General features: G+C 63.9%; 21 protein-coding genes. 2 read left to right on the forward strand and 19 right to left on the reverse strand.

Translation table 11 applies throughout. The features are described 5' to 3' along the window. Positions 1–2 precede the first annotated feature (2 nt). The 13 genes from PA6_RS06585 to PA6_RS06635 form a co-directional block, all read right to left on the reverse strand. Positions 3–593: a hypothetical protein gene (locus tag PA6_RS06585; RefSeq protein ID WP_021700116.1), complete on the reverse strand. Its 591-nt coding sequence runs from the start codon at positions 591–593 to the stop codon at positions 3–5. A 54-nt stretch (positions 594–647) separates the two neighbouring features. Continuing rightward, on the reverse strand, positions 648–1592 hold the full coding sequence (locus PA6_RS06590; protein ID WP_021700117.1) for a phage major capsid protein: 945 nt from the start codon (positions 1590–1592) through the stop codon (positions 648–650). 44 nt (positions 1593–1636) lie between these two features. Beyond that, positions 1637–2602, reverse strand: a complete 966-nt coding sequence (locus PA6_RS06595; RefSeq protein ID WP_021700118.1) for a hypothetical protein — start codon at positions 2600–2602, stop codon at positions 1637–1639. Positions 2603–2751: 149 nt separating this feature from the next. Continuing rightward, the gene (locus PA6_RS23730) at positions 2752–2901 is read right to left on the reverse strand and encodes a hypothetical protein (protein WP_162149674.1); all 150 of its coding nucleotides are present in this window, start codon (positions 2899–2901) and stop codon (positions 2752–2754) included. Then, positions 2864–5041 (reverse strand): portal protein, encoded by a 2178-nt coding sequence (locus PA6_RS06600; protein ID WP_021700119.1) that lies wholly within the window; start codon positions 5039–5041, stop codon positions 2864–2866. The genes PA6_RS23730 and PA6_RS06600 overlap by 38 nt, the downstream gene beginning before the upstream one ends. Continuing rightward, the gene (locus tag PA6_RS06605) at positions 5034–5387 is read right to left on the reverse strand and encodes a hypothetical protein (RefSeq protein ID WP_021700120.1); all 354 of its coding nucleotides are present in this window, start codon (positions 5385–5387) and stop codon (positions 5034–5036) included. Before PA6_RS06605 ends, PA6_RS06600 begins: the two co-directional genes overlap by 8 nt. Continuing rightward, entirely contained in the window at positions 5384–6997 is a 1614-nt protein-coding gene (locus PA6_RS06610) for a terminase (RefSeq protein ID WP_081693956.1), read from the reverse strand. The genes PA6_RS06605 and PA6_RS06610 overlap by 4 nt, the downstream gene beginning before the upstream one ends. 53 nt (positions 6998–7050) lie before the next feature. After that, positions 7051–7617 (reverse strand): hypothetical protein, encoded by a 567-nt coding sequence (locus tag PA6_RS06615; RefSeq protein WP_021700122.1) that lies wholly within the window; start codon positions 7615–7617, stop codon positions 7051–7053. A gap of 232 nt (positions 7618–7849) precedes the next feature. Beyond that, complete coding sequence (locus tag PA6_RS23350) at positions 7850–7993, reverse strand: hypothetical protein (protein WP_162149675.1); 144 nt, start codon at positions 7991–7993, stop codon at positions 7850–7852. Next, on the reverse strand, positions 7980–8357 hold the full coding sequence (locus PA6_RS06620) for a hypothetical protein (protein WP_021700123.1): 378 nt from the start codon (positions 8355–8357) through the stop codon (positions 7980–7982). Before PA6_RS06620 ends, PA6_RS23350 begins: the two co-directional genes overlap by 14 nt. After that, complete coding sequence (locus PA6_RS06625; RefSeq protein ID WP_021700124.1) at positions 8354–8776, reverse strand: M15 family metallopeptidase; 423 nt, start codon at positions 8774–8776, stop codon at positions 8354–8356. The genes PA6_RS06620 and PA6_RS06625 overlap by 4 nt, the downstream gene beginning before the upstream one ends. After that, positions 8773–9147: a hypothetical protein gene (locus PA6_RS06630; protein ID WP_021700125.1), complete on the reverse strand. Its 375-nt coding sequence runs from the start codon at positions 9145–9147 to the stop codon at positions 8773–8775. Before PA6_RS06630 ends, PA6_RS06625 begins: the two co-directional genes overlap by 4 nt. Positions 9148–9657: 510 nt before the next feature. Further along, positions 9658–10095, reverse strand: a complete 438-nt coding sequence (locus PA6_RS06635) for a YfbU family protein (RefSeq protein WP_081693953.1) — start codon at positions 10093–10095, stop codon at positions 9658–9660. Positions 10096–10157: 62 nt separating this feature from the next. Here PA6_RS06635 and PA6_RS23830 point away from each other — a divergent pair, with 62 nt between their 5' ends. Continuing rightward, on the forward strand, positions 10158–10814 hold the full coding sequence (locus PA6_RS23830) for a hypothetical protein (protein WP_021700127.1): 657 nt from the start codon (positions 10158–10160) through the stop codon (positions 10812–10814). Continuing rightward, a complete protein-coding gene (locus tag PA6_RS06645) occupies positions 10807–12147 on the forward strand; it encodes an ISL3 family transposase (protein ID WP_021700128.1) in 1341 nt (446 codons plus the stop codon). The genes PA6_RS23830 and PA6_RS06645 overlap by 8 nt, the downstream gene beginning before the upstream one ends. A gap of 17 nt (positions 12148–12164) precedes the next feature. Here the strand turns inward: PA6_RS06645 and PA6_RS06650 are convergent, their stop codons facing one another. The 6 genes from PA6_RS06650 to PA6_RS23735 all read right to left on the reverse strand — a co-directional run bounded on the left by PA6_RS06650 (position 12165) and on the right by PA6_RS23735 (position 15504). Continuing rightward, positions 12165–12389 carry a hypothetical protein gene (locus PA6_RS06650; RefSeq protein ID WP_021700129.1) on the reverse strand — a complete coding sequence of 75 codons (225 nt, stop codon included), beginning with the start codon at positions 12387–12389 and terminating at the stop codon, positions 12165–12167. A 57-nt stretch (positions 12390–12446) separates the two neighbouring features. Continuing rightward, positions 12447–12869: a phage protein NinX family protein gene (locus PA6_RS06655; protein ID WP_043216381.1), complete on the reverse strand. Its 423-nt coding sequence runs from the start codon at positions 12867–12869 to the stop codon at positions 12447–12449. Further along, entirely contained in the window at positions 12866–13468 is a 603-nt protein-coding gene (locus tag PA6_RS06660; protein ID WP_043216382.1) for a hypothetical protein, read from the reverse strand. The genes PA6_RS06655 and PA6_RS06660 overlap by 4 nt, the downstream gene beginning before the upstream one ends. A 123-nt stretch (positions 13469–13591) precedes the next feature. After that, entirely contained in the window at positions 13592–14032 is a 441-nt protein-coding gene (locus PA6_RS06665; RefSeq protein WP_021700132.1) for a RusA family crossover junction endodeoxyribonuclease, read from the reverse strand. Then, on the reverse strand, positions 14025–14747 hold the full coding sequence (locus tag PA6_RS06670; protein ID WP_021700133.1) for a replication protein P: 723 nt from the start codon (positions 14745–14747) through the stop codon (positions 14025–14027). The genes PA6_RS06665 and PA6_RS06670 overlap by 8 nt, the downstream gene beginning before the upstream one ends. Continuing rightward, positions 14695–15504 carry a DnaT-like ssDNA-binding domain-containing protein gene (locus tag PA6_RS23735; RefSeq protein WP_021700134.1) on the reverse strand — a complete coding sequence of 270 codons (810 nt, stop codon included), beginning with the start codon at positions 15502–15504 and terminating at the stop codon, positions 14695–14697. The genes PA6_RS06670 and PA6_RS23735 overlap by 53 nt, the downstream gene beginning before the upstream one ends. Between the last annotated feature and the right edge of the window lie 148 nt (positions 15505–15652).

Genomic DNA, 15652 nt, shown 5'->3' on the forward strand with positions numbered 1-15652 from the left:
CCTTAGACCTCTTCCATGTGGGCGAGCTGGGCCAGCTCCGGTGTCCAGACGAACTCCCGGCCGTTCTCGCGGTTGCGCAGCAGACGATTGACCGGCGCCGTCGGCTCCAGCTCACCCTCTTCTTCCTCCAGCTCGGGCAGCTCCAGGCCGGCCAGTGCCAGAGGATCGGCGGGCGGCAGCTCACCACCCACAGCAGGCTCGGCCGGCGAAGTGGGCTCGTCGATCGCCAGCTGTGCGACCGGCTCTTTGGGCGCGATTTCGCCCTGGCCATCCAAGCCGGAGGGCTGTTGCAGCGGCTCGCTGGTGTTTCCACCCTGCTCCTGCTGCTCCTGCTGCTCCTGCTGCTCCTGCTGCTCCTGCTGCTCCTGCTCTTCGAGCTCTTTCTGCTCGCCGTCCTGGCCCTGCTCCTGCTCGGTGCCACCACCTTCCAGCGGCTGGCCATCCGGGCCAACGCCCAGGCCGGCAAGGATGTCCTTGCGGAGGGTTTCGAGGCCGCGGCGCTTGTCCAGCTCGATACCCAGCTCGTCACGCACCAGCGTCTCCAGCTCGTCCTTGTCCTTGGCGGCCAGCACTGCAGCGATCAATTCGTTCATGGATGCTCTCCAGGTGAACGAGAGCCGCCCCGGGGAGCGGCTCCCGAGGCGGGCTTAGCCCTTGGTGGCGTAGACGTGACCCAGTGCCTTCGGATCGATGCACTTGGAGCCGTAGACGTTAAGGCCGCGCACCAGCTTCCCGAAGTCCTGCGGGTTGGGCAGGGTCTCCATCTGGGTCATCTGGCTGGCGAAGGTCAGAGCCTTCTTGTGGCCGAACTGGATGTGGGTGCACTTCTTATTGCCGGCGGCAACGTCGTTCACCACCGACAGGTTGTTGCTGTTGTAGACCGTGAAGCGGTCCAGCATGCCCAGCTTGCCGTTGCGGATCACCGACTGAGCGTCGCCCATGATGCCCGCATCGCGCAGGTCGGACTTCTTCAGCATGCCGGACATCCAGGCCGGCAGGATGATCCAGCGACCGGTCTCCGGCACGTTCTGCTCGTCCAGCACGGTGGCGCAGTCGACGATCAGGTCCAGCACGTTGGCCTTGGTCACGACCACCGGCACACCAGCCTTGCCGAGGTTGATGCCGCCGGACTTCGCGCCAGCGTTGTCGCCGGAGTTCTCGGCATGCGCATCGGCGTAGTGCTTGGCCAGCAAGCTGGTGTCGATGGCGATCTTCATCTGCTCGCCGCCGTCGTTGGAGAACTCGTCCATGAGCTTGATGTCGGCCTGGTAGGCGTCGACGTCGTTGACCTCGAAAGCGAAATACTTCGCCTGGTCGATCTGCAGGGTCACCTTGTCGGAGGTCGGTTTCTCATAGGTGAGGCCGCCGCCGATCTGGTAGTCCTTGATGACGATGTTGGGCACCGTGCGAATCTCGACGGTATCGCCCTTTTGTTTGATCTCGCCCTCGTAGTCGGTGTTGGCGATCTCGCCGAACACGGTGGCGGCATACAGCTTCTCGACCAGCTTGCCCGACCAGATGGCCGGGATGAAGCCAGCAGTGCTGGTGGAACTTACGTTGGGGTGACCTGCAGCACGGGTAGGACCGGCCATGGTGTTTCTCCTGTGTTACGCCTCCCGGCGTTACTGGGTCGCGGTTATTGAGTGATGCGACCCTGGGCTTGGGCGGCGAAGATGTCGGCTTCGAGAGCCGCCGCGTCCGCCTGCGAGTACTTGCCCGCGGCCTTGTCCTTGTAGAACTGGCTGATGTCGGACGAACTCCAGATGCGCTGCTGCGAGGCGGGTAAGGCCTCGGAGCCAACGCGGCTGGCTGCCGGCTGAACCTGTTCCGGGGGGATTTGGGGCGGTTGGGCACCGGCCGGCTTGGCGGCGGCTGGATTGGTTTGCGTGTAGGCCTTGAAGAGCGCTGCCACGCGATGTGCACTCAGTTCCTTCTGGGCGCTGATCAGCAGCTGCTGCCGCGGCACTCCACTGAACTGGTCGATCTCGCCGAGCCAGGCGTGGAACTGCTCGTCGCTGTTGATCTGCCGGTAGTTCGGGACTGCTTGCTCCAGGTCGGTCCAGAAGCGCGCGGTAGCGTCTTGCTGCCGCTCGTCTCGGAACTGGCCGACTTCCTGGCGCAGGGTTTCCAGCTCGGCGGCATCGGCCGTGACGGCCGGGGCTACTGCCTTGCTGGCGATGCGCTGGATGACGGCGATCAGGTCGGGGCCGAACTGCTCCAGTTCTTCCTTGGTCAGGTCGGCAATGGCGTCTTGCGCACGCTGCGGAGCGCTTGCAGCAGGCGCTGCCTGCTTGGCCTCCTGCAGTTGGCGTGTCAGCTCATTGACCTGGCGCTGGAGCGTTGGCACTTCCGCGTCGTACTTGCCCTTCAATACGCTGAAGCGGTGCTGCCAGTAGGTGGCGTCCCGGGTTTCAGTCGGCTGCTGGGCAGGCTCTTGCGGTGCCGGGGCTGCGGCGGGCTGCGCCGGCTCAGCAGCGGCAGGTTCAACAGGAGCCGCGGCTGCGGGGTTCCCTTGCTGCTCGGGCTGATTGAGTGCGGCGATGGCGGCGTCGGCGGCCTCGGCTTGGGCCTGGATGCTGCGGGGTAGCGTGTTGCTGTTCATGCGTTTCTCCGTGGTGGTGAGCCGGCACTTGCCGGGGTTCACAGGTCGTGGGGTGTTGCGGGTTCTCCAGCCATGGCCAGGGCCGGGAGCGCGCCCACAAAAAAGCCCCCGGGACGAATCCAAGGGGCTTTGTTGTGAGGGCTGATAGATCAGGTGAAGCGCAGGGCGTTCTCGCGGGCCTGCTCGATGTCCTGCAGCAGCTCGGCGTAGGCCTGCGCCCGGCCCTGTAGCCGAGCGATGCCTTCAACGCCAGCGGCGACCTCAAGGTCCGAACGTGCCGACTCCCTGCGATCTCGCATCAGCTGGAGGAATGTCTGCCAGTCCGGAGTGGCGTCCGACTGCAGGCGCGCCAGCGCCTTGGTTTGCTGCTCGGTCAGTTGCATTGCTTGGTCCTTTTAGGCGCGCGGCCTGCGCGCCCAGCTCGAACAGAATTTCCTTGGTCTCCGCGCGGGTCTTCTCGGCTTCGGCCTGGGTGTTGTCGACGTCGGCGGCGACACGCTGCTGCTCCAGCTGAGCCGCCTGCTCCATCTGCTGGCCCTGCTGGGCGTTCTCCTGGGCGATGCGGGAGGTGATCTCCTCGTCGCTGGGCACAAGGCCTGGCATGTCGAGAATCTCGGCCACGGCGCGCAGTAGCTTCGCCCTGCCCTCCACGCCGAGGATCTGCATATCCATCGGGTTGGCCGTTCCCTGCAGGAACTGCTGCCGCAGCATTTGCGTCTGCTCACGCTGCAGCATGGCGCTGGAGCCACGCGCCACCACCCGGCAGTCGCCCTTGATGGCCTGGTTGTTCGAGTAGCGCATGTTGAACAGCCAGAGCGCATGGATGACCCGGCGCACCAGGCCACGGTCGATGTGGCGGATCGCGTCCTTGATGCCCTTGTTGGCCGACTCCATCAGCATCGACAGACCACTGGCGGTGTTACCGGCGCCGCCGACCTTCTCGCTGCCGTAGATGTAGCGCGGGATGTTGGTGGCGTCGTCCGCGCGGCGCTCCCACTCGCTGTATACGCCCATCAGCTCGCCCGCCATGCTGGCCGGCTGGAAGAAGCGAATGGCCGGCGACGGCGTGGTCTGGCCGACGGTGGACTTGGTGCGCCAGCGCTTGAGCGGGAACATGACGTTCGGGTTCTCGCCTGGCATCAGGCGCGTCTCGTCGATCTCAACCTGCGGACCCGACGAGAACGCCATGTTGTTGGCTTGGGCCCGGGCGACCGCGCAGCACATATCCTGCACGTCGTTCATCAGCTCGGGGATACCCATGCCCCAGAACGAACCCGGCACCGCCTGAAAGCTGGCGATGTTGTACGGCCTGGCCCCCAGCGGGTTGCGGTTGATCACGCAGCGGATGACGTGCTGGCCGATCAGGATGGCATCGATCTCGTACTCGGCCAGCGGGTCCGGCACCTGCTCGGCCGGCATTCCCCACTGCAGCAGCATCAGGCCCTGGGCGCTGCCCCAGTAGATCAGGCCCTCAATGGTCTCGCCGTGGTTGTTGAGCCAGTCGCCACTGCGGTCCTCGATTGCCGCGCGCTGGCCATCTACGGCCAGCCAGTTCCGCAGGCCACCGCGTCCATGCTCCAGCAGCACGTGCTGGATAGCCTCGTCGGAATAGCCGGGCACGCCGCGGAGCTTGTTCAGGCCGCGCCGGGTGAAGCGCTCGCGCTCGATCAGGTAGGCGCCATCGTCGACGTCGGCGGAGTCAGCCGACGGGTAGATGTCGTAGGGGCTGACTCGCTTGAAGTGCGACTTGATGGCCTCGGTTTCGATCAGCTGCCAGCCCTGCCCCCACGCCAGGTCTGGCGTGTTCTGCAGAAAAGGCCCCTTGAGAATGGCTGTCGGGTAGGTCGCGAAGTCGTCGATGAACATCTCGAGCGCTTCGTCCCAGCCACCCTCGGCGAGCTGGTCGGCGATGAGGTCCTCGTGGGCGTCGGCAGCGGCGCGAGCGCGCTTGTCGATCTCCTCCAGCAGCATCTGCTCCAGGGTTTCGCGGGTCAGCGACTGGGCGGCCTGCGGGTCCTGCTGCAGGCGTCCCATCAGCGTTTGCTTGAACGCCTGCAGCACCTCCGGCGGGATGTCGGACACCGGCGTCGGGTCCAGCCCCCAAGGGCGGCCGGTGGTCGGCATCAGGATGTCGCGGATCCAGGCAGCGGCTGCGCGGCATTTGGTGGTGGTCAGCTTCGGATACAGCTCGCTACCGCCCTGGGCGCGAATTGCCGCCAGCTTGTCGGCCGGGTAGATGCCCTTCTGCCGCTGCGCACAGTCGATCAGACGGCGCTCGATCTCCTGCTTCGCGGTCTTGGCCGCCTCGAAGCAGCGGCGAATGTGGCTGGCCAGCGAGCTTTCGAGGGCAGCGCGCTGACGCTGTGCATCCTGGCGCGCCTGCTCCTGGGCAATCAGCGTGCTGGCCGGGGTGAAGCCCAGCAGTCCCATATCACGCATGCTGCATGGCCTCATAGACGGCGGCGACTTCGGCCTGACGGCCCTGGCGGCGCATCCATGCCGCGTGACGGATGCCCTGCAGGTTGTCGAACAGGTCGGTCATGTAGCCGCCCGGGCTGGCAGCGAACTCGCGCAGCTTCACCAGCAGCTCCACGCCGAAGGCCTCCGGCATATCGAAGGACAGGCGCACGGCCGGCTCCTGGCCGTTGGGCTCTCGCACCAGTACCTTGTCGATCTGCACAGCGCCGACGTCGGCACGTAGGCGCGCCGAGGGCACGGCGAAGCCGGAGACCTTGGTAGCGATGAAGGCGGCGACCTGGTTGGCGTCGACGTAAATCTGGCTCATGTGTATGCGCTCCAGTTGCCCTGGCCCTGGTGTGTGGTTGGGATGCTGCTGCTCGGCAGCGGTGTGCCGGCGATGCCGACCAGCTCGAACGCGCCACAGCGCGCCATCGTCTCGAAGGCCTTGGCACCGTGGCTGGCCCAGTCGTGTCGCGGGTAGTCCTTGTGGCAGCCCAGCTTGGCGTCCCACTCCTTGCGGTAGTTGTCGAGGCAGTCGATAAGCCGGTCCACGCCGGTGCTTGCAGCATCGTCCGGCGCGCCGTCGTCCAAAGTGGTCTCGGCGAACCAGCAGAACGGCAGGAACGAGCGGACGGCCTGGATGCCCTCGGCGTGGCTGCTGATGCGCGGTATCGGGTCCTCGAAGCGGATGCCGTGCTGGGCGGCAACCTCGTAACGCGACTTGCCGGTGCCGATCTCGCGGACAGCCAGGTCATGCGGCCCGAAGTGCTTGCCGTAGCTGTAGCCCTTCTTTTTGAGCTCGCCAGCGTAGTACTCGATGCCCTCGCCGCTGTCCTCGAGGTAGTCGATGACGTGGACCTCACGGCCGATGACCTGGAAGAAGACGATCGACATCGCGTCGTTCATGCCCAGGTCCCAGGCGGTGTGCACTGGCAGCGCCGGGGTGTGCTTGCACTTCGTGGTGATCCGGCCGTTCTTCCGCAGCCAGATCATCTGCTGCATGTAGTAGGCGCCCTCGACGCTCTGCGCGAAGGCCTCTGCCGGCGTGGACGGGTACTCCCGCTTCATGTCGTCGTGAAGCGTCTCGGCCTTCTTCGCGTACCAGGCCTGCTGGGCGGGTGATGTGCGGATGCCGTGCTTGGTTTCCAGCTCGGTGAAGTACACGCGCAGCCATTGCGGGACCGCTATGTCGGTCGGGTCCAGCTCGTATTCCGGAGCCTGCCACCACGGGAAGAAGTGGAACTGCCAGTCCATCAGCGTCGGGAACTTGCCGCTGGCCAGCAGGCGCTGCGCTACCTGGCAATAGTCGAAGAAGTACCCTTCCCGCCCCTCTGCCGTGCTCTCCAGGGTCAGCTGGTTACCGATGCCGACTGCCTCGAATGCACCGGTGACGATCTCCTTGGCCTTGTCCGGGTACTTGCGGCAAATCTTGCCGAACTCGGACACGTGCAGGCGCTGCAGCGTGCCGCCGCGGTAGCTGGTCGACACCTGGATGCTCGACCCGTTGTCGAAAATGTAGCCCTGGTCCTTGTCGCTCTTCGGCTTCGGCAGGCGCAGCCCGAGCAGCTTGAAGATGGCCTGCCAGGCTGTGTCCTGGGCCAGCTTCTCGTAGGCATACCGGATCTTGTTGCGGTAGATGTCCTTCGCGTTCGGCAGCGTGTCGGCGATGCAGCCGGCGCTGTAGTCGACGGTGAACAGACAGCTGTCCAGCGAGTCGATCATCTCGAAAGTGGTGAACCCCAACTGCCGCGCCTTCAGGATGATGTCCCGGCAATGGCCATCGAGGAACCGCTGTCGCTGCTGCGCATTCGGCCGGAACCGGCGCACCTTCCCGTCCTTGTCCTTGATCTGGTACAGCGCATTGAGCCGATACCACTTGTTGGCCAAGGCGCTGAGCAGCAGGGCTTTGCCCTTCAGCGTGCCGGCACGGTGCATCTCCAGCAGCCCGTCGCCCTTGCGGACAAGCTCTACCCGCTCCTCGCGGGTCATCATTTCGGCGCCACCTCGGCCAGCAGCTCGTCCAGGGACTTGCCGGGGTCCTTGCTGCCCTCTTCATCCAGCCCGTAGGCCTGGCGCTCCAGGCGAATGGCGCGATCCATAGAGGTGGTGGCGTTGCCGAGCGTCTTGCCCACGTAGTCCAGCGGCAGGTCGATCTCGACCACGGCACCTCCGGCCACCTTCACCTTGATCTTGCCGGCAGTCATCTGCCCTTCGAGCAAGTCCAGAAGCTTCTCGGTCAGGTCCTTGGCGCGCCGGATCAGGCGCTGGTGGCTCTTCACCACAGCGGCGCCGACCTCCGCAGCGTTCTCGACGATCTCGGCATCGGTGATCGACTGAACGATTTCAGCTGCGGCGGCGCGGTTCGTCTTCTCGCGGACGCGCTGGCGGATCTGCTCGGACAGGTCGCGGGACCAGCCACCGTCGGCAGCGCGCTTGCGGATTGCAGCCTCTGACGGGCCATGCGTGCGGCTCAGCTCGCGGTTGCTGTACGCACCGGTGCGGTAGTCGCGCTCGACCGCGGCCCAGTCGTAGCGCTGGCGGTCGTTGTTGGCCATGGTTCTCGTGGCGCCTCCCGGCGCGCGGATAGTTCAGACCCTCTGGAGGGGCCGAATAGGCCCTTGAGCAGGGCCCGATCTATGTAAAAAAGGGCTGCCCCAATTCATCCCCCGAGGAACAGCCCATGGAAAACTTCGTTCTCGCCATCCTGATCGCCGCCTGCTTCAACCTCGACCCGCTCGATTGGCGGACCTGGGTGATCGGCTGGGGCATCTGGGGCTGCCTGGTGAGCTAGCGCCCCGCTGCTTCGCGCGCCTTGATGGCGTCGACCAGGCCGTCGTGCCGGCGCTGGCATTCGAGGTACAGGCCAGAGGCCGACACGTCCGCCAGGGTCAGCTCGGCCGGGTCACCGGTGCCGTCTTCAGCGACTGGCACCTGCTGCAGGTCCGGGCAACGCTCCAGCAGGCTCTGGTCGTAGCTCTCCGGCACGGGCGGCATTGACTTGGTGCATCCAGCTAGCAGGAATGCGGCAATCAGGGTCCATCGGTTCACGGATGATCTCCTGGCGGGTGCGCTGGTAGATGGTGGTGTTGGTGACCTTGATGCCGGCGATTGCCTCGACAGTCTGCTCGGCGACCTGGGCTACCAGTTGGCGCGCCAGCTTCTCCTGGTCCTGCTGGGCCTTCAGCTCGGCGGCTTCGTCGTAGCCCACTTTCCATGCGTGCATCTGCCAGCCGAAGGCGCTGCAGAGCGCAGCCAGGCCGATCAGCACCAGGGCGCGCAGCAGTTCAATGTTCACGGGTAGGCCTTCCGGTCCAGCTCGAAGTGCGGGCCGTCCTTGAAGCTGGTCCAGTCGCCACCCCACGCGATGGGCACCTTCAGCTTGAAGGCCGCCGTCTTCATCGCATCGGCGAGCTTGTGATAGAGCGGCCAGTCCCAGCGCACTTCGGCGCCGATCATGGCTGCCAGGTCTACGGCATGCGAGACGGGGCCAAGCTCGGGCCGAGCAGCAGGCTTCTTGGGAATGTGGCGGCTGTTCGTGGTCGTGCTGGCCCCCTTGGCGACCAGCTCACGCTGGCGCTCGGCGGTGCGGACACCCTCGGTGACGCAGAAATCGACCTCGGTCAGGGTGATGGCCAGGCGAACGACGTTCTGCAGGTCGGGGTGCACGCCCATCAAGCGCTGCTCACTGCGCTTGCTCAGCTGGAACTGGCTCATAGCCCGGCGCTCTCCTTGATCTCGCGCACGATGTCCGGCAGCGAGGCCTCGCGGCGCTTCTCGGCGAAGACGAACCAGCCACGGACCAGGACCCAGCCTGGCAGGCCACACACGAACGCCAAGCCAAGCAGTGCGATCAGTCCGAAAAGGTCATTCGCCCAAGCCATCAGCTCGAACCAGCGGACCACGAAAGCGCCGCCGCCCAGGCTAAACATCAGGGTGCTGATCAGCGCCACAGCGAACTCGCGGGCCGTTCGAGGCACAGTCATGGCCATAACGACTATCGCGGTGATCAGAGCGCCGAACAGGCCGAGCAGGCCCAGCTTGTACAGGGCGATGCCGCCGGCTGCAGTCGAGGCGGGCTCGGTCATGGTGGGGAACCTCATAGGGGCATCTCCCGGGCCTGCTAGGCCCTGGTGATGAACCCGCGCGTAGCGGGTTTCAGGGAAAGGGTGCCGGCCGAAGCCGGCGGGGTTGGCAACGTCTCTCGACGTGACCGCGGCATCGCCTCCCGGCGGGACCGCAATCTGGTGGCGCGCGGTGCTACCGCGTCGCCGGAATGTAGTGCTGTCTTTCCAGCTGTCCGCCAAAGGACCTTCGGACGCCGACACCCTGCTGCATCGGTCTCGCCCTGAGCCCTCGCGCCCGAACCGGAGGAATCCGTGGTAGCCAATCTGCGCGAGCTGCCAGTGTTTTTGCTGAGCACCCCACCGCTGGCTGGGGGTGTCCAGGCCTCCCCCGTAGGGCCGCCCTGGCTACGGGTACCAAATACCGGACAATAAAAAACCCGGCGCGCTGGCCGGGTTTCAAGAGGGGCGGTGTGTAGTCGCAACTTCACACCTTGGAAACATCGTGCCGAAAGTGGCACAGACTCGTCAAGTCTATCGGTTGTCCGGATGTATCTGCTCGTTAAGCAGCGCCGCGAACTTCTCGATGCTGGGATTGAACTCATACCCCTCGCCCAGGATTTCCTCGTAGACCTTGCGCATGCGTGCGTAGGCGTCGGAAAGGCGAACATGCGAGTTGGTATCACGCCCCTTGAAGTGCTCCCAGCGATCAAGATCATTGACGAAGATGCTGACGATGCTTCGCTCCACCGACTCACTGTTGCCATCGAAGCCGCGGAATGCTGGCGCCTTGCCGAAGTTCGGCGCGAGCTGCTCGAGTCGCTCGCGCTGCTCGGCGTCCAGTTCCTCGTAGTGACGCTCGATGACCTCCCACATATCCAGCACGTCAGCAACGAACAAGACATTCGCGGGCGTTTCTTGGGTTATCGGGTTTTCGTGTTGTTTCAGGCAAAGTCCAGCCTTAAAGCACATTGGTATTATCTTCGGCTTTACGTGTTGTTATAATGAGACCTCCAGCCACATTGGAGAACGACATGGAACAGCTGAGTAAATGCGAGCAGGGTCAAACCGTTCAGGCTAATACCGCACAGAAGCACCCAACCGAGAGTGAGCTTGTGGCTGCCGGCCTCAGCTATCCGGTGTCGAAAGAGCAAGCTGTGCTGCTCTGGTACGAGGGCTTCCGATCAGAGCCGATTCCTGTGCTTGAGGCATGGGAGGCAATCGGTCACGACATTGGCTGCAATCCCTCGAAACAGGAGCTACTTGATTCGTTGCGCAATATGGCCGCTATCTGTGAAGCGCATGGCAATGACATGCCCAAACCGGCCCAGCACGCAGAGCGGCAGCAGGCAGTGCATTGGCGTGCTGTTCTGGACCCGGCTGAGGTGCCGATGCAGCTAAACCCGCACGAGCACATAGCCGGCTTCACCGATAGACGGAAGGCTGAGGATTGGATCGCAGCCAGACTCTGCATGGACGGATGGCACTACACGCTGGAGCCGCTCTACGCCTCCCAGCCACCCGCCCAGGACGTTAGCGGGCTGGTGGAGGCGCTGGAAGCAATCGTGCGGCAATACCCGAACCCTGATATCACGCACGTCGACTACCGTGTCCAAGCCTGCAAGCAAGCTGAACATGCACTAGAAGCCTACCGCGCCACCCTGGCCGCTCAGGGGACGGCCGGTGCCTGAATCGCTCTCCCTTCTGCATCCACTGAAAATTGAGATCGTGGAATTCCTGGAGGATGAACACGATCTGCAATTCAAGGTTGAGTTTCCGGCTCCAGAGTTCTGCACCGCCTGTGGCGCTATTGGCCAGTCGATCCGCTTTTCTAAGAAGCTGACCAAGTACGTTGACCTGCCAATCAGGGGCAAGCGCACGGTGCTCTGGGGTATGCGTCGGCGCTACAAGTGCAAGACCTGTGGCAAGGTCTTCTCGCCGGCCCTGCTGGACTTCTACGAGAAGCACCGCATGACGAAGCGCTGCCATGCCTACGTAATCAAGCACGCCATGACCAGCACGAACTCAGCGGTAGCCCGCGATCTTGGCGTTGATGAGTCGGTGGTGCGCCGGGCTTTGCGCGACTACTGCGCCGAGCAGGAGGAGGGCTACAGGCCAATGCTTCCGCGTGTTCTTGGGATTGACGAACTGCTTGTTGGTGGCGAGTACCGGTGCGTCCTGATCAACCTGGAAGAAAGGACGATCATCGACGTTCTGCCCAACCGCAAGAAGATCGTGATCCACAACTACATCTCCAATATGCGCGGCCGGGACAGGGTCCAGATCGTTTGCCAGGACATGTTCCACCCGTACAAAGACGTGTCGCTAGAGCTGTTCCCTAACGCCACAGTCATCGTCGATAAGTTCCACGTTGTCCGGTACGCCAACGATGCGATGGACCAGATACGAAAGCGGATCAAGCGAGGCCTCACTGTTCCGCAAAAGCGCACCCTGAAAGGCGACCGCAAGCTAATGCTGATGCGCCGGCGTGACCTGGATGTTTGGGCGCACCTTAAGATCAAGACGTGGTTCGATCAGTTCCCCGAGCTAGGCGCCGCCTACAACCTCAAGGAGGGCTTTTACAACATCTGGAATAGCAAGACCCATCATGCAGCCAGGCAAGCCTATGACGAGTGGCGGCGGCGTATCCCTGTAGAGCAGGAGAAGGACTGGAAAGTCGTCACAACCATGATGACCAACTGGGGCGAGTATATTTTCAACTACTTCAAGTTCATCCCCCAGCGGTACACAAACGCGCTAACCGAGTCGATCAACCGCTACCTACGGGATGTGAACCGTAACGCGCGCGGGCTGAGCTTCGAGATGTTCCGCGCCAAGATCATGTTCACCCTGGAGCACAAAGTGAAGCCGCCTGAGACCAAGCGGCTAGCGCCGTTCCTGGCCAGGGAAATCATGGCGGTCGAGCCAATCGAGGACGAGCTGGTGGATTACGGCGTTCCGATTTTCAGCATCTTGCAGCTGTACTCAGAACCAGAAACGGGAGCTTTCCAAGAGGAAGGCTAACAACACAACCAACCACCTCACCTAGGGGTATTCAGAAAGGGAATAACAACACCCTTTCCCGAATACCCCGTTTCTTCCCCGGTCTCGAAAATTCCCGGGTACTGCCAGGCCAGAGCCCAGCCGTTGTCACTTACCACCATGCGCTGGACAAAGTCCGGGTCCACGCTGTCCTGAATTTTCAGCGCCGAGTGGATGTCGGTCAGCAGCGTAATGATCATCTTCTGCGCGTTCGAGAATTCCATATCTACCTCGTATCCGTTGATGGAGCACTGGGTATACCAGCTTGGACCGCCGGGCTGCTAGCCAATCAGCTCGGCAGGAACCGCCACCGTGGTGCCAAGCTTCACCCGCACGATGGCACGACAGCAGGCAATCAGCGGAGTAGGACCCTCGCAGCTCTCCCCCTGGCGCAGCTGCGCATAGGCAAGCCAGCCCAACTGATGCGGCCCGAGGTCGATGCGGAAGCGCTCGATCAGCGGGCCGCCGTCGCTCCAGCAGGTGGACCAGCGCCGAAGGAAGAAACCCGGCCCAACCACACCGCGCTGGGGAAACTTGAAGTCATGGGTGAAATCCGGCGGTGCCAGGACGGTACCGGAGTTGTTGCCGTCGATGTCGGGCGGCACGCTGACCATCTGCCACCCCATCGCCTTCGCCAGGGCCCAGTCCAACGCCGGGCCAGTGAGCGCGGAGACCTCAACCTCCGCCATGCCGATCATCATCATGCTGCCCTCACCCCGCCGCGCTCCTCCATCAGAACGGCCGCCAGCGGCGCGAGCGCCTGCCGGTCCAGCCTGTCGCACGCCTTGAACAGCGCCTGCACGATCCAGCCCCACTCTCTCGACCAGTTGCGCCGGTCAAGAATCACGCCGTGCCGATCACGCAGCCAGCCGCGGAATAGCCTCGGCTCCTCCAGGGGGTCTGGATTGCCCATGCCGCCCTGCACCATGAAGCGGTAGCGGTACAGCACGCCGTAGGCGACCCAGTACGCCTGGCGCTGCTTCTCCTCGGCCAGCTCCGCATGCTTCGGCCAGGACTCCCAGAGCAGCGCATGCGCCACTTCGAGCCAGTGGTTGGACTGCGGCGTGCTCAGCTCCGGCGCGTACAGGTTGTGCCCGAAGCACTGCAGCTCCAGCGGCAGGCTGGCGATGGCATGCTGGAACCGGCCGGCCAGCGCCTGGTGCGCGATGCAGTGCAGGCTGTTGTCGATCTCGCTGAACTGGACCTGCCCCCAGACCGAGCGGTCCACCAGGTTCTCCAGTATGGTCGAGCCGCCCTGGTACATGCAGTCGTGCCACGCCTGACGCGCACTGATCAATCTCATTCATCCCCCAAACCGCGCGCAATTCGCGCAGCAACTGAAATTCGGTACTACCGCGCCCGCTTACTCCTTCGCCTGTTTGCCGGCGTTCGCGGGGGCGCACCGCGGTGTTGCGCACTGTGCGCACTAGCCCCCGTCGTAAAGCGGCACGATGCGGACCTTCACGCCTGGCGTTTCCGAGTAGCGGCGGCGGTAGGCGCCGTCGGTGTTCTGCACGTCGTCGCGCCACACCACGCCGTTGCAGCCGTCGCAGATGGCCTTGAGCACGTTGTCGGTGTCGGGCTTCTTCATGGGCTTGATCTCCCCTGCCAGAGCGAGCGCCTTCCGCTTTTTCGACATGGACTGCGGCACCCCGTGGAGGATCTCCAGCTCGATCAGCACAGGGCCGGTGATCAGCTCTCGGCCTGCCATGGCCTCCTGAGCGGCGAACGCTACGAGGCCCTCGTAGGCCACCGTCTTGGCGGGGGTGAACATGCGGGCGTGCTGCCCGACGCGACCGATGCGCGGGCGTCCTTTGCCCTGGGGCTCGCCTGGTACGGTGAACTCGACGGGGAGATGGTCAGACATGCTTCGCCCCCCGCTTGATGCCCAGCGACGCGAGCAGATGCTGGCGAGCGTCAGCACCACCAGGAATGCCCTGCTGCAGCATGCGCTCCTGCAGGCGCTGTTCCTGGGTGGCGTCGACAGCCGCAACCTCGGCGCACATGCCGCCGCCCTTCCCCGTCAGCAGCTTCGGTGCTGCTGGGAAGTGCTCACCGGCGAGCACAGCCTTCATCGCGCGCTTGTAGGCGCTGGCAAAGGACTTCTCGTGCCGATCAGCCGACAGCTTGCGCCAGATGGAGTGGTTGAGCTGGCGCCATGCCCAGTAGGTGGCCGGGTGCATCACCGACAGGTCGCGCAGATCAGCCGGCGCCGTCTCGTAGCGCAGCACCTGGGCATAGGCCTCGTCCAGGGACGGGGCACCTATGGCCTCCGGCTCGGGGTCACGACACAAGGCGAGAAACTCGGACGGCGCTGCCGGGTACTTCATGGTGGCGCGCAGCCGGTCCAAGCCATAGCGGAACTGCGCGTCGGTGAGCTGGCGAAACTCTCGGATTGCCAGGTACTGAGCCTTGGCTGCTTCCTGTCGCTCCTTGGTCGGCCAGCTGCTGCGGAACATCAGTGGCTTGATCAGCTGCATCTCCGCGAACAGCACGTTGACGCGCTGAGCGAGTGCCTGCTTGCGCTCTTCAGCCTGTGGGGAGCTGGATGCGGTCTGCCCACCTGGTGTCGTGGAGTTCATCTGCGAGGCTACCTGTCCCGCTACTCGGCCCGCCTTGGCCAGTCCTTCCTGGGTTCGATTCTGCATGGCGCACCTGTCGCTTGAGTGATTGGGCCAGTTCGTGTTCCCACTGGCCTTGGGATTGGTACTTGTCGGGGCGGTTGATCCAGTAGCTGCGGAACTCCTGCAGCAGGTCGGTTGTGAGCGCCTCGGGCCTCAGCCCGTTGCGCAGGCAGGTTGCTTTCCAGCCCCTGGCCGAAGGCCCCCAGTCGTCGTGCATCGGGAAGCGAGAAGAAGCAGTAGGAAGATCGGATACCGGAGGTGTGCCCACTTTTCCGGATTCGCCCCCTGCCAGTTGTCCGCCCTCTTCTTCCGGCAAAGCCCCGTGGCTGCTGGCTTCAGCACTGCCCGCTTCACTGCCCGCTTCATCTGCCCACTTACTGCCCACTTTTTTCGAGACGGATTTATCCCGTGTCGCCAGCAGCAGCTCGAAAACCAGTCGCCTCTCGGCCTGGTTAGGGCCTAGTAGTCCTTCTTTTTGCAGCCAGGTAAGCGCGCGGCGCAGCTCCTTCTCGGTGGGCTCTCCGCCCTTGATGCCCTGGTGCGGCTCCACGTAGAGCTCCTCGGCAATGCTCTTCCAGGAGATCCCGCGCTTCACGCCGACCACGCCGCTGGCGTAGTCCATGAACGGGCGCAGGCCGAAGACGTAGATTTCCCGCGCCAGCATGGGCAGGCCGCGGAGTGCCTCGCGCTCGTCCTCGTTGATCTGAAACGGCATGCGTCACCACCCCAGGTCCAGGCCGATAGCCCCGGCCGGCTGGTAGCGGATCAGCGCGTTGTCGATGTGGTCCATGAATCCCCCTGGGGAAAAGTCGTTTCCCCAAATGGTGGGCGTGCAGTGCCCTAAATCGGCCCTATCGGGCTGG

Source organism: Aquipseudomonas alcaligenes NBRC 14159 (assembly GCF_000467105.1).
Classification (GTDB): domain Bacteria; phylum Pseudomonadota; class Gammaproteobacteria; order Pseudomonadales; family Pseudomonadaceae; genus Aquipseudomonas; species Aquipseudomonas alcaligenes.